Below are 12,266 nucleotides of genomic sequence, written 5' to 3' on the forward strand. Positions count from 1 at the left end.
GCCGATATCGCCCGCGTGGCCGCCTTCCCCTACTCGAACGTCAAGCTCACGTCCGCGAGCACCGGCGCGTCGTCGCGCTCCACGACCGTCGCCGCGATCACGAGTTCGCCGTCGGCGCGCCAGATCCGGGTGCGGATCGTCTCGCCCGGATACAGCACCCCGGCGAAGCGGGCGCGGAACCCGGTGACCCGGCTCGCGTCCGCGTCGAGCGCGGTGTCGGTGGCCGTCTTGCAGACGATGCCGTATGTGCACAACCCGTGCAGGATCGGGTTGGGAAACCCTGCGGCGCGGGCGAATTCCGGATCGGAGTGCAGCGGGTTGCGGTCGCCGAGCATCCGGTACAGCAGCGCCTGCTGCGGCAGGGTCGCGGTGGTGACGTCGAAATCCGGTGCGCGGTCGGGAAGTTCGGTCTTGGTGCTCGGCCCGCGTTCGCCGCCGAAGCCGCCCTCGCCCTTGGCGAAGATGGACGAGCGCGCGGTCCACAACAGCTCGCCGTCCGAGCCGGTGACGGTTCGCTCCTGCACCACCACGGCCGCGGATCCCTTGTCCCACAACTCGCTGATGTGTTCGGCCATCGTCGCCTTGCCCGAGGCGGGGAGGGGCCGGTGCACCCGCACCTCCTGAAACCCGTGCACCACCTTCGCCAGGTCGATATCGATGCCGGGGAAGCTCACCTTGGGCGGTTCGGTCTCGTGCAGCGTCGGCGCGACGGTCGCGAACGTGGGCAGCACCTGCGGTTCCCGGTCATCGAGATACCGCAGCTCACCGGCGTCGGTCCAGCGCGCGCCCGCGCCCAGCCCCAGCTGGTAGAGCTGCACGTCCGACGGCGTCCAGGCGAACTCGCGGCTCGGCAGTTCCGCGCCGAGCGCGACCTTCGGATCGATGGGCATTCAGTTCTCCTCCTGCGTGATGATGGACAACCCGCGCTCCGAGCGTGCGCCGGGCGCGCCGAACTCGGCGGTGCCGCGCCCGCTGAGCGGGATGATCGCCGCGCCCTCCGCAACGCCGCTCGCGCCGAGGGCCCGACCGTCCCGCGCCCCGGTGGATGCGAGCCGGGCGATACCGGACCGGACGCGCCGACCCGACGCGGAAGGCAGCCCTCGGTGCCGAACCCGGCTCACGCCACGACCCCGCCCTTGCGCTCGGCGATGTCGAGCGCCGCCAGGTACCCGAACGTGATCGCGGGGCCGATGGTCGCGCCGGGCCCGGCGTAGGTGTGGCCCATCACCGGGGCGCTCACATTGCCCGAGGCGTACAGGCCCTCGATCACGCTGCCGTCCTCGCGCAGCACCCGGCCCGCGGTGTCGGTGACCAGCCCGCCCTTGGTGCCGAGGTCGCCGGGCACGATCTTGGCCGCGTAGAACGGGCCCTGCACCAGCGCGGCCAGGCACGGGTTCGGCTTCACCGTGGGGTCGCCGTAGTACTTGTCGTAGGCGCTGTCGCCGCGGTGGAAGTCCTCGTCCACGCCCTGCTCCGCGAACGCGTTGAACCGCTCGACCGTCGCGGCCAGGTTCGGCACCGGCACCCCGATCTCGGCCGCCAGCGCGGCGAGCGTGTCGGCCTTCACGATCAGCCCGTTTTCCATCCAGCGGGACGGGAACCGCTGGCCGGGCTGCAATCCGGCGAAGATGTAGCGATTCCGGTAGCGCTGGTCGAACACCAGCCACGCGGGCACGTGCTCGCCCGGCCCCTCACCCTGCCCGTATTCGCCGCCGTACATGGTGTGCACGGCCTCGACGTAAGGAGCGGACTCATTCCCGAACCGCTTGCCGTCGGCGTCGACGATGATGCAGCCGGGCAGGTTCCGCTCGGCCAGGCAGAACCACGGCTTGCCGCCCTTGAACACCGTCGGCCCCCACCACGCGTCCTCCATCAGGTTGATGGCCGCGCCCAGCGCCATACCCGCCTGGATGCCGTCGCCGGTATTGGCCGCCGCGCCGGTGGTCCACTCGGTGGTGATCGGTTCGCGCTGGTACTTCTGGCGCATCTCCGCGTTGTGCTCGAAACCGCCGCTGGCCAAAACCACGCCGTGGCGCGCGCGGAACACCACGGGTTGCCCCTCGTGGGTGGCCTCGACGCCCACCACCACGCCGTCCTCGGTGATGATCCTGGTCAGCGGGGTTTCCAGGAGCACCGGGACGTTGCTGTCGAGCAGGCCCTTGCGCATCCCGGCGATGATCGCCTGGCCCATCCCCACCAGGTGCTTGCCGGTGAACTTCGCCCAGTACGTGCGCGCGCCGACGCGCAGCGCGCGCAGCATCCCCTTCGGGTGCCTGCGGATCAGGTTCAGCCGCACGAAATCGGCCTGGGTGACCACCACGTTCAGCGGCGCCTTGCTGTAGGGCGGCTCCAGCTTGAACCGCTCCGCGCCGAGCGTCTTGGCGTTGAACGGCTTCGGCTCGCAGGAGCGTCCCTGCGCCAGCCCGCCGGGCGCCTCCGGGTAGTAGTCCGAGTACCCCGGCACCCACGCCATCTTCAGCGGCGTGTGATCGAGAACGAAGTCGAACGCCTCTGCCCCCCGGTCGATGAAGGTGTCGATCCGTTCGGCGGGCGTGGCGTCGCCGATGATGCTGTGCAGGTAGCGCCGCGCTTCCTCGCGGTCGTCGGGGCGACCCGACGCGAGCAGCGCCTTGTTCCCCGGAATCCACACCCCGCCACCGGAGCGCGCGGTCGAACCGCCGTAGTGCGCGGCCTTCTCGATGATCACCGCGCTCAGCCCGCGGTGGGCCGCGGTGAGGGCGGCGGTCATCCCGGCGGCGCCGCTGCCGACCACCACCACGTCGTATTCCCGATCAGTCATGTAGAACACGTTATAGAATGGGGGCGCTGTTGGTCTATGTTGTGTGGCAGAAGACCTGCTCGGCGCACCGTTCGCCGAGGAAACTTGTTTCAGTTTCAGACCGGAGTGAACTACATGGCCCTCGATTGGGACCTGACCGCCGACGTGGTCGTCGTCGGATTCGGCGCCGCGGGTGCGTGCGCCGCGCTGGAGGCGGCCGACGCGGGTGCGCAGGTGCTGGTGCTGGAGCGCTTCCACGGGGGTGGCGCCGCCGCGCTCTCCGGCGGCATCATCTACGCGGGCGGCGGCACCTCGGTGCAGCGCGAGGGCGGCGTCGAGGACACCCCGGAGCAGATGCTCGCCTACCTCGAGCGGGAGGTGGGCGGCGCGGTCTCGCCGCGCACCCTGCGCCGGTTCGTCGCCGAAAGTCCCGCCATGATCGAGTGGCTGAAGGGCCACGGCGTGCCGTTCGAGGCGTCGCTGTGCCCGTACAAGACCTCGTACCCGAACGACGACTACTACCTCTACTACTCCGGCAGCGAGGTCTCCGGCTACGGCCGCGAGGTCGCCGCACCCGCGCAGCGCGGGCATCGGGTGAAAGGGCGCGGCACCTCGGGCAAGAAGCTCACCGGCCCACTCGCCGCCAGCGCCGCCCGGTGCGGCGTACGGGTCGAAACACTCACCAGGGCAACGCGTTTGATCACCGACGACAACGGCTCGGTGATCGGCGTCGAATGCCTCTCTCTGCGCGACGCGCCGGGACGGGTGCGCGACCGCTACACCCGCATGGCGAAGATCGCGGCCAAGCCCGGCATCTACTACCCGCCGCTGCGCACGGCGCTGGAGAAGCGCCTCGACGACCTCGACCGCCGTTACGCCCGCCCGATCCGGGTGCAGGCGCGGCGCGGAATCATCGTCAGCGCGGGCGGTTTCATCGCCAATCGCGCCATGGTCGCCGAACACGACGCCCGCTTCCAGGGCGGTCTCCCGCTCGGCACCACGGGTGACGACGGCAGCGGCATCCGCATGGCGTGCGAGGTGGGCGCCGCCACCGACCGCATGGCGAACATCTCCGCATGGCGATTCCTCCTGCCGCCCAGTTCTTTCACGGGTGCGGTACTGGTGGACGGGCGCGGGCGCCGCGTGATCGACGAGACCCGCTACGGCGCGGCCGTCGGGCACCGGCTCGTCACCGAACACGAGGGCAAGGGCTGGCTGCTGGCCGACGCCGACCTCATGCGCACCGCGATCCGCCAGATCGGGCCGCAGGCCGCCTGGTTCCAGCGCATGCAGTTCGAGGTGATGCGCCGCACGGCCGTGCGCGGCCCGACGCTGGAAGCCATTGCCGTCAAAGCCGGTATCGATCCGCAAGGGCTGCGCGCCACCGTCGCCGAACACAACGCGGCGATCGAGAACGGCGCCCCGGACCCGGTGGGCAAACCGGCGGAGTTCACCGTCGCGGTCCGGCGCGCCCCGTTCTGGCTGTTGGATGTGGGGATCAAACCCAGCCTCACCAATCCGTGCCCGATGCTCACCCTCGGCGGCGTGGTCGTCGACGACGACACGGGCGCGGTGAAAGACGCGGCGGGCAAGGACATCCCGGGTCTGTACGCGGCCGGGCGCACGGCTGTCGGCATCTGCTCGGACTCCTACGTCAGCGGACTGTCGCTGGCCGACTGCGTCTTCTCCGGCCGTCGCGCCGGACGCGCCGCGGCGGGCGAACCGGCCCTCACCTACGAATCAGCAACAGCGGAAGGGAATTAGCGTGCTGTCCGACGCGGTACGAACCGAACTCGCCGACGAACTCGCGCGGGCCGAACGCGAGAAGGTCGCCATCGACCCGCTCGTCGCGCGGTACCCCGACATCGACGTGGTCGACGCCTACGAGATCCAGCTCCTCAATATCCGCCGCCGGCTCGACACCGGCGCCAGGGTGGTGGGCCACAAGGTCGGCCTCTCCTCGGAGGCCATGCAGCGCATGATGGGTGTCGACGAGCCCGACTACGGGCACCTGCTCGCGGAAATGGAAGTGTACGAAGACGTTCCGGTGGAAGCCGGGCGCTACCTGTTCCCGCGCGTGGAGGTGGAGGTGGGGTTCGTCCTGGGCGCCGATCTGCCCGGTGCGGACTGCACCGAAGCCGACGTGCTCGCCGCCACCGTCGCGTTCGCGCCCGCCATCGAACTGATCGATTCGCGCATCAAGGACTGGAACATCGGTCTGTGCGACACCATCTCCGACAACGCGTCCTCGGCCGGGTACGTACTGGGCGCGCAGCGGGTCGCGCCCGGTGACCTCGACATCAAGGGGATCGACGCCGTGCTCACCCGCAACGACGAGGTGGTGGCCGAGGGGCGCAGCGACGCGGTGCTCGGCGATCCCGTCATCGCGGTGGCCTGGCTGGCGCGCAAGGTCGCCTCGTTCGGGGTGCGGCTGAAGGCGGGCGACATCGTGCTGCCGGGTTCGTGCACCCGCGCCATCGACGCCCGCCCCGGCGACAAGTTCCACGCCGAGTTCGCCGGACTCGGTTCCGTCCGTCTGCAATTCGTATAGGAGGCCCTGTCGTGTCCATCGGGACCGTCACCGCCGCGATCGTCGGGTCCGGCAATATCAGTACCGATCTGCTCTACAAACTGCTGCGTTCCGACGCCATCGAGCCGCGCTGGATGATCGGCATCGATCCCGAGAGCGAGGGCCTGAAGCGCGCCCGCGGCCTCGGGCTGGAGACCTCGCACGAAGGCGTGGACTGGCTGCTCGGGCAGTCGGAGAAGCCGGATCTGATCTTCGAGGCCACCAGTGCGTACGTGCACCGGGCGGCCGCGCCCCGCTACGCCGAGGCCGGCATCCGGGCAGTCGATCTCACGCCCGCCGCCGTCGGGCCCGCCGTGGTGCCGCCGGTGAACCTCGACGCGAACATCGAAGCGCCGAACGTCAACATGATCACTTGCGGTGGGCAGGCGACGATTCCGATCGTCGCGGCCGTCTCGCGGGTGGTGCCCGTGCCGTACGCGGAGATCGTCGCGTCGGTGTCGTCGGTGTCGGCCGGGCCCGGTACCCGCGCCAATATCGACGAGTTCACCAAGACCACCAGTCGCGGCGTCGAGACGATCGGCGGGGCGCAGCGCGGTAAGGCGATCATCATCCTCAACCCGGCCGAACCGCCGATGATCATGCGCGACACCATCTTCTGCGCGATCCCCGAGGACGCCGACACCGACGCCATCGCCGACTCCATCCACCGCATGGTCGCCGACATCCAGCAGTACGTGCCCGGCTACCGGTTGCTGAACGAACCGCAGTTCGACGAGCCGTCGGTGGTTTCCGGTGGGATGGCGAAGGTTTCGGTGTTCGTGGAGGTGGAAGGGGCAGGCGACTTCCTGCCGCCCTACGCGGGCAACCTCGACATCATGACCGCCGCCGCCACCAGGGTCGGCGAAGTCATCGCCGAGCAGATCACCTCGGCACGGGTGTAAGGAGCGTTCCCATGGCCTATTCCGCAGAACTCGACATCCGCGTCACCGACACCTCGCTGCGCGACGGATCGCATCACAAGCGGCACCAGTTCACCGCCGCCGAGGTGCGCGATATCGTCGCCGCGCTCGACGGGGCGGGCGTGCCCGTCATCGAGGTCACCCACGGCGACGGGCTCGGCGGGTCCTCGTTCAACTACGGGTTCTCCAAAACCCCGGAGCAGGAACTGATCACGATCGCCGCGCAGACGGCGAAGAACGCGAAGATCGCGGTGCTCATGCTGCCCGGCGTGGGCGTCAAGGAGGACATCAAGATCTCGCAGGACAACGGCGCGTCCATCTGCCGCATCGCCACGCACTGCACCGAGGCGGACGTGTCCATCCAGCACTTCGGGCTGGCGCGCGAACTCGGGCTCGAGACCGTCGGCTTCCTGATGATGTCGCACACCCAGCCGCCGGAGTTCCTGGCGAAGCAGGCGCGCATCATGGCCGACGCGGGCTGCCAGTGCGTGTACATCGTGGACTCGGCGGGCGCCCTTGTGCTGGACCAGGTCTCGGATCGGGTGGCCGCGCTGGTCGCCGAACTCGGGTCCGACGCGCAGGTGGGTTTCCACGGTCACGAGAACCTCGATCTCGCGGTCGCCAACTCCGTCTACGCCATTCGCGCCGGCGCCTCCCAGATCGACGGCAGCGCACGGCGTTTCGGCGCGGGCGCAGGTAATACGCCGGTCGAGGCGCTGGTCGGGGTGTGCGACAAGCTCGGCATCTCCACCGGCATCGACTTCTTCGCCATCGCCGACGCCGCCGAGGACGTGGTGCGCCCCGCCATGCCGCAGGAATGCCTGCTGGATCGCCAGGCGCTCATGATGGGCTACGCCGGGGTCTATTCCAGCTTCCTCAAGCACGCCGAGCGCCAGGCCGAGCGCTACGGGGTGTCGGCGGCGGAGATGCTGGTACGGGCCGGTCAGCGCAAGCTGGTCGGTGGGCAGGAGGATCAGCTCATCGATATCGCGCTCGAGTTGCAGCGGGAGAAGAACACCGTGCCCGCGTGAGGTCAGGTGTCCCGCGTTCGGCGCGGGGTGTACCGAGCAGGCCGCGAATCGTTCTGGTTCGCGGCCTGTTTCGTTGGTGGGCGTGGATCTCAGAGGCGGGTTTCGGGGACGGCGGTGATCATCCCGCCGTCCACCAGGATGTCCTGGCCGTTGACATAGGCCGCGTCGGGGGACGCCAGGTACGCGATCGTCGCGGCGACGTCCTCCGAAGTGCCCAGGCGGGCGGCCGGAACCACGGCGATGGCGGCGGATTTCGCTGCGGCGGAGACGTTTTCGCGATACGAGGGCGTCTCGATGTAGCCGGGGGAGACCGAGTTGACGCGGATGCGCCGCGGGGCGAGTTCGGCGGCGAGCGTGCGGGCGAGGTTGTGGACCGCGGCCTTGGTCGCCGAGTAGAGCGCGGCGCCCTGGACGCCGCGGTGCAGCGCCCACGACGCGTTGAGCACGATGGCGGCGTGGTCGGGCAGCAGCGGCAGCGCCTTCTGCACCGTGAAGAACACGCCCTTGAAGTTGATGCCGACGACGCGGTCGAACTCGTCCTCGGTGACCTCGGCGGAGGGCTGGAACGAGCCGATGCCCGCGTTGGCGACCAGCACGTCCAGGCGGTCGAAGCGCGCGCGGATCGCGGTGGTGAGCGCGTCCAGGTCGGCGGGGTCGGCCACGTCGCCGCGCACGGCGAGCACCCGATCGCCCAGTTCCTCGGCCGTCGCGTCCAGCTTGCGCTGGTCCCTGCCGGTCACGATCACCTGCGCGCCCTCGGCGTGCAGGCGCCGCGCGGTCGCCAGGCCGATACCGCTGGTCGCGCCCGTCACCAGGGCGATCTTGTCGTCGAATCGGTTACCCACCGCCGGTCCTCCATTCAGTTTGAATGTACGAGAACCTACGTACTGTTCGAGTGTTCGTCAACAGTCGAGCTATCGTGAGCGTCATGTTGGCGAATCATCCGGACCGCGACCAGATCCAGTTGGCGAACGTCCTGGCCGCCCTGGGCAATCCGGTCCGCCTGCGCATCCTGGCCACCCTCGCCGACGGCGCCGAACACACCTGCGGCTCGATCCTGCCCGGCATGGCGAAATCCACCCTCACCCACCACTGGCGCGTCCTGCGCGACGCCGGCGTCATCCGCCAGATCATCGCCGGCCGCGAGCACCACCTCTCCCTCCGTCACGAAGACCTAGAAGCCCGCTTCCCCGGCCTCCTCCCCGCCCTGCTGGCGGCTGCCGGCGGAGAAGGGATTGCTTCGCCGCCTGCCCCTTGAGGAGCGGCAGCCCCGGGCTGGCATGTATGTCGTCAACGACATATATGCTCGGTTTGTGGATCCGCTGTATTCGATCGAGATCGAACCGGAGAGGTTCGGGTCTGGCTGGAGTCGTTGCCGGCCAAGCACTTCCTCAAAGTGGAGGAATACGTCGGGTTGCTCGCCGACCGCGCGACAACGTTGGGCGAGCCGTTCTCTCGATATCTCGGCGACGGGGTTCGTGAACTACGGCCGACCATCGACGGTGCTGCGATTCGGATCACCTACTGGTTCAGGCATGTTCGGACGATTGTGCTTCTCACTACCTTCAGAAAGACGAAGGACCGTGAAGACGCGGAGGTGAAACGAGCTATCAAGGCGCGAATGACGTGCGAAGCCGAGCATGGGCGTGCGCACGACGAATTCATTCGTGTGATCGACCGAGGAGAGTTGTGATGCCACATACCCGTTGGACCGGATTGCGCGGGGATGCTTCGGCCGAAGCGTCAGCTGTCGCGGAGGTTCGGGCCGAGATCCGGCTCGCCATGGCGCTGGCCGAGGCCATCTATGTGCGACGTACCGAACTCGGGCTCACGCAGGCCGAGCTGGCCGAGCGTGCCGGGCTGACGCAGGCCAAGATTTCGCGGATCGAGGGTTCCGACGCGGTGCCGACTCTGCCCCTGCTGGCGAAGCTGGCTCGCGCGTTGGACGCTTCGCTCAATATCGCCATCGACGAGGATGATTCTCGGGTGGAGTTGGTGCCGCATCACCGTGCGGCATGAGGGCGTTGGGGTGGCTTCTTGTGCGGGGCGGTGCTCGCGGAGTAGGAGTTACTCATGAGTAATGTTCTTGTGGTGGGTGGGACCGGGGCGTTGGGCAGACAGATCGTGCCATTGCTGCGGGCGAAGGGGCACGAGGTTCGGGTGCTGTCGCGGCGGGCGGGCGCGGGGACGCACGTGGGGGATCTGACGACGGGGGAGGGTTTGGCCGCGGCGGTCGACGGGGTGGATTCGGTGATCCACGCGGCCAGTGATTTCCGGAAGTCGGGGCGGCTGGATCCGAAGCAGACCGAGAACCTGCTGGCCGCGTCGGGATCTGTCGGGCACTTCCTGTACGTGTCGATCGTCGGCATCGAGCATTTCCCGCTGCGGTACTACCGGAACAAAGTCGCCTGCGAGAATCTGGTGCTGAAAAGCGCTGTGCCGCATACGATTCTGCGCGCCACTCAGTTCCACGAGCTGATCGGCGCGGTATTGCGCGCCGTGGAGCGCTGGCCGATCGCCCCGCTGCCCACCGACTTCCGCTTCCAGCCGGTCGCCACCGAGGACGTCGCCGCCCGCATCGCCGACCTCATCGACGGCCAGCCCCTGGGCCGCGCTCCCGACATCGGCGGCCCGGAGGTCTTCACCCTCGCCGAACTGGCGCAAACCTGGCGCGCCTCCCGCCCCGGCCCCCGCCGCATCCTGCGCACCCCACTCCCCGGCCGCATCGCCCGCGCCTACCGCGAGGGCCGCAACACCTGCCCCGACCACGCCGACGGCACCCGCACCTGGTCGGAATACGTCGCCGGAAATCCCTCCGACGTTTACTTCGGCCGCTCCTGAACCCCTAGCGACCCAATAGAATTCAACCGGTGCTCGAACTCCGCTCCGCAGTCGCGACAGGGGGCGGCTGCGGAGCGGAGACCCACCGAGACGTCGCTCCGGCCCGAAAGACCGGCCGGCCGAACAACACTCAGCCGCCCGCTCGTCTCCGCGGCAGGGGGATTCGGCGGAACAGGACGTACAGGATCACGCCGAGTGCCGCGCCGACGCCGAGGCCCACGCAGACGGCGAAGGCGCGGACGAAGTAGCCCACGCCCGAGGTGTGGAAGAGTTCGATGACCAGCCCCTGGTAGACGATGAGACCGGGGAGAAGGGCGCCGGTGATGCCGACGAGGGCCAGTGCGGTCATGGGCAGGCGCAGCAGGTCGGAGCACGCGGCGGCGGCGAAACCGAGGGCGGCCGCGGCGATCGGGCCGGACCACTCCGACGGCATGTTGCCCGCGTGGATGAGGGTCTGGTTGACGGCGGCCGTCAGCAGTCCGGCTCCGGCCGCGGGCAGTAGCAGATCGCGCCCGCCGCCGTTGAAGACCGCGTTGCCGAGCGCGCCGAGGATCGAGAACCCGATCGCCAGCCGGAGCGACAGCTGCGGCAGCGTGGGATCGATCGGATCGCCGAACGAAAAGCGTTGCGAGAAGGCCAGAACCAGCGCGCCGCCCAACGTGATCCCGCCGACCACGAGCAGCGCCGACGCCGCCCGAGCCAGCGCGGCGACCCCGTCGGAGCTGACCGCGTCGATGGCGGTGGACACCAGCTGCGGCATCGGCACCAACAGCACCCAGTTGGTGGCGATGAGCACCGCCGTGTCGGTCAGTGTGATCGCGCTCGCCACGTGCAGCAGCCCGCCCAGCGCGGCCGCGAACGCGGTCTGTACGGCCACGCCGTAGAGGCGCGGTATCGCCAGCCGCCCGAGTCCGCGCCCCAGCGCGTATACCGGCGGGAGCACGACGGCGGCGGCCACCGCGGCCTTGGCCGTGCCGCCCACTTGGAGCGCGATGCACAGCGCCAGCAGCGAACCTCCGAACGGCAGGAACCACCACGGCCACGGCAGCGGTCCGCGCTCGGCGTCGGCGAGCATCCGCCGCGCGGTGTCGGGGTCGGTCCCGGAGAGGGTCACCTCGCGCGCCACGTTCTTCAACCGCTTCATCCGGTCGCAGTCGAAGGCGTCGATGGTCGAGGCGGCCGCCGTCCTGGTGAGCGCCTGCCCGTCGGCGCACAGGTATTCGAGGGTGACGGTGCGCCCGATCCCCACCACGGTGATCCGCTCCAACCCCATCGCCGCCCCGCACAACCGCACGGTCTGCGTCATCGGATCGGTCGCGTACCCGGATTCGAGCATGGCGGTCGCGAGCTTGACCAGGAAATCCAGCGACGCCCACGTCCGCCGCCGCTCGTCCTCGCCCATGCGCCGAATCTAGAGCCGGACGGCCGCGAGGTATGCGCACCACGCCGCACGATCGCGTACCCGCCGGGTTCTTCCTGGAACGACACCCGCCTCGGCGCGGATCGGTGAGGATTCACCACCCGAGCGGAGTCCCCGCGCTCACAACCAGGTGTCGAGCGTGGTGGTGGTAAGGAAGTGCTCGAGGTCGGCGCGCCACGGGGCCGGTGTGGTCTTCTCCGGTTCGATCGCCGTGTACTGCCCCCGGTAGAAGAGCAGGGGCCTGCCGGAGTCCGTGGACTCCGACAGGGCCCGCACGCGGCCGATCACGATGTAGTGATCGCCGCCGTCGACGACGCTGTCCACGGTGCACTGGATGGTGGCCAGCGCGTCGTCCAGGAGCGGGAGCTCCAGGTCCGAAGCGCGCCAGTCGATTCCGGCGAACTTGTCGGATTCGCGGGAGCCGAAGCGCGCGCAGACGGGTTGCTGTTCCTCGGCGAGGATGTTGACGCAGAACCGCCCCGACTTCTCGATCGCCGCCCACGAGCGCGACGCCTTGGTGGGGCAGAACAGCACCAGCGGCGGCTCCAGCGAGAGCGCCGCGAACGACTGGCAGGCGAACCCGACGGGCGCGCCCGCCTCGTCGAAGGTGGTGATCACCGTGATCCCGGTGCAGAACTGCCCCAGCACGTTGCGGAACCGGCGCGGATCGATCTCGGGATTCGCCTCGGTGGTCACGTCCATCTCC

Annotated in this window: 14 protein-coding genes; 8 read left to right on the forward strand and 6 right to left on the reverse strand. The window is 69.3% G+C overall.

Annotated features, from left to right (window positions below; genetic code table 11):
* Positions 1-29: 29 nt before the first annotated feature.
* The 3 genes from DFR74_RS24455 to kstD are packed head-to-tail and all read right to left on the reverse strand — an operon-like array spanning position 30 to position 2,800.
* Positions 30-890, reverse strand: a complete 861-nt coding sequence (locus DFR74_RS24455; protein ID WP_067505460.1) for a MaoC family dehydratase — start codon at positions 888-890, stop codon at positions 30-32.
* Complete coding sequence (locus DFR74_RS24460) at positions 891-1,121, reverse strand: hypothetical protein (RefSeq protein ID WP_067505457.1); 231 nt, start codon at positions 1,119-1,121, stop codon at positions 891-893. It lies immediately after the preceding gene.
* Entirely contained in the window at positions 1,118-2,800 is a 1,683-nt protein-coding gene (gene kstD / locus DFR74_RS24465) for a 3-oxosteroid 1-dehydrogenase (RefSeq protein WP_067505601.1), read from the reverse strand. The genes DFR74_RS24460 and kstD overlap by 4 nt, the downstream gene beginning before the upstream one ends.
* A gap of 114 nt (positions 2,801-2,914) precedes the next feature.
* Here kstD and DFR74_RS24470 point away from each other — a divergent pair, with 114 nt between their 5' ends.
* Genes DFR74_RS24470 through dmpG form a run of 4 tightly spaced genes read left to right on the forward strand, consistent with a single transcriptional unit; the run spans position 2,915 to position 7,299 of the window.
* Entirely contained in the window at positions 2,915-4,543 is a 1,629-nt protein-coding gene (locus DFR74_RS24470) for an FAD-binding protein (protein WP_067505598.1), read from the forward strand.
* Position 4,544: 1 nt separating this feature from the next.
* Positions 4,545-5,330 (forward strand): 2-keto-4-pentenoate hydratase, encoded by a 786-nt coding sequence (locus DFR74_RS24475; RefSeq protein WP_067505454.1) that lies wholly within the window; start codon positions 4,545-4,547, stop codon positions 5,328-5,330.
* Between the two features lie 11 nt (positions 5,331-5,341).
* A complete protein-coding gene (locus tag DFR74_RS24480) occupies positions 5,342-6,250 on the forward strand; it encodes an acetaldehyde dehydrogenase (acetylating) (RefSeq protein ID WP_067505451.1) in 909 nt (302 codons plus the stop codon).
* Positions 6,251-6,261: 11 nt separating this feature from the next.
* Entirely contained in the window at positions 6,262-7,299 is a 1,038-nt protein-coding gene (dmpG, locus tag DFR74_RS24485; protein WP_067505449.1) for a 4-hydroxy-2-oxovalerate aldolase, read from the forward strand.
* 89 nt (positions 7,300-7,388) lie between these two features.
* Here dmpG and DFR74_RS24490 read toward each other — a convergent pair whose 3' ends face one another.
* On the reverse strand, positions 7,389-8,144 hold the full coding sequence (locus DFR74_RS24490) for an SDR family NAD(P)-dependent oxidoreductase (protein ID WP_067505446.1): 756 nt from the start codon (positions 8,142-8,144) through the stop codon (positions 7,389-7,391).
* Positions 8,145-8,227: 83 nt separating this feature from the next.
* Here DFR74_RS24490 and DFR74_RS24495 point away from each other — a divergent pair, with 83 nt between their 5' ends.
* The 4 genes from DFR74_RS24495 (at position 8,228) to DFR74_RS24510 (ending at position 10,140) form a co-directional block, all read left to right on the forward strand.
* A complete protein-coding gene (locus DFR74_RS24495) occupies positions 8,228-8,557 on the forward strand; it encodes an ArsR/SmtB family transcription factor (RefSeq protein ID WP_067505443.1) in 330 nt (109 codons plus the stop codon).
* Between the two features lie 114 nt (positions 8,558-8,671).
* Positions 8,672-8,992, forward strand: a complete 321-nt coding sequence (locus DFR74_RS24500; protein ID WP_211334144.1) for a type II toxin-antitoxin system RelE/ParE family toxin — start codon at positions 8,672-8,674, stop codon at positions 8,990-8,992.
* Positions 8,992-9,318 (forward strand): helix-turn-helix domain-containing protein, encoded by a 327-nt coding sequence (locus tag DFR74_RS24505; protein ID WP_067505440.1) that lies wholly within the window; start codon positions 8,992-8,994, stop codon positions 9,316-9,318. The genes DFR74_RS24500 and DFR74_RS24505 overlap by 1 nt, the downstream gene beginning before the upstream one ends.
* Before the next feature lie 54 nt (positions 9,319-9,372).
* On the forward strand, positions 9,373-10,140 hold the full coding sequence (locus DFR74_RS24510; RefSeq protein ID WP_067505437.1) for an SDR family oxidoreductase: 768 nt from the start codon (positions 9,373-9,375) through the stop codon (positions 10,138-10,140).
* A 130-nt stretch (positions 10,141-10,270) separates the two neighbouring features.
* Here the strand turns inward: DFR74_RS24510 and DFR74_RS24515 are convergent, their stop codons facing one another.
* Together DFR74_RS24515 and hsaB are read right to left on the reverse strand one after the other, a co-directional pair.
* Positions 10,271-11,542, reverse strand: a complete 1,272-nt coding sequence (locus DFR74_RS24515) for a threonine/serine exporter family protein (RefSeq protein WP_067505434.1) — start codon at positions 11,540-11,542, stop codon at positions 10,271-10,273.
* Positions 11,543-11,680: 138 nt separating this feature from the next.
* Positions 11,681-12,262, reverse strand: a complete 582-nt coding sequence (hsaB, locus tag DFR74_RS24520) for a 3-hydroxy-9,10-secoandrosta-1,3,5(10)-triene-9,17-dione monooxygenase reductase subunit (RefSeq protein ID WP_067505430.1) — start codon at positions 12,260-12,262, stop codon at positions 11,681-11,683.
* Between the last annotated feature and the right edge of the window lie 4 nt (positions 12,263-12,266).

Source organism: Nocardia puris, from assembly GCF_003315035.1.
GTDB lineage: Bacteria > Actinomycetota > Actinomycetes > Mycobacteriales > Mycobacteriaceae > Nocardia > Nocardia puris.

Bases quoted from the DNA above. Each gene is read 5' to 3' on its own strand.
- dmpG (WP_067505449.1), top strand. From the start codon at position 6,262: ATGGCCTATTCCGCAGAACTCGACATCCGCGTCACCGACACCTCGCTG.
- DFR74_RS24505 (WP_067505440.1), top strand. From the start codon at position 8,992: ATGCCACATACCCGTTGGACCGGATTGCGCGGGGATGCTTCGGCCGAA.
- DFR74_RS24495 (WP_067505443.1), top strand. From the start codon at position 8,228: ATGTTGGCGAATCATCCGGACCGCGACCAGATCCAGTTGGCGAACGTC.
- DFR74_RS24470 (WP_067505598.1), top strand. From the start codon at position 2,915: ATGGCCCTCGATTGGGACCTGACCGCCGACGTGGTCGTCGTCGGATTC.
- DFR74_RS24515 (WP_067505434.1), bottom strand. From the start codon at position 11,542: ATGGGCGAGGACGAGCGGCGGCGGACGTGGGCGTCGCTGGATTTCCTG.
- DFR74_RS24510 (WP_067505437.1), top strand. From the start codon at position 9,373: ATGAGTAATGTTCTTGTGGTGGGTGGGACCGGGGCGTTGGGCAGACAG.
- DFR74_RS24455 (WP_067505460.1), bottom strand. From the start codon at position 890: ATGCCCATCGATCCGAAGGTCGCGCTCGGCGCGGAACTGCCGAGCCGC.
- kstD (WP_067505601.1), bottom strand. From the start codon at position 2,800: ATGACTGATCGGGAATACGACGTGGTGGTGGTCGGCAGCGGCGCCGCC.
- hsaB (WP_067505430.1), bottom strand. From the start codon at position 12,262: ATGGACGTGACCACCGAGGCGAATCCCGAGATCGATCCGCGCCGGTTC.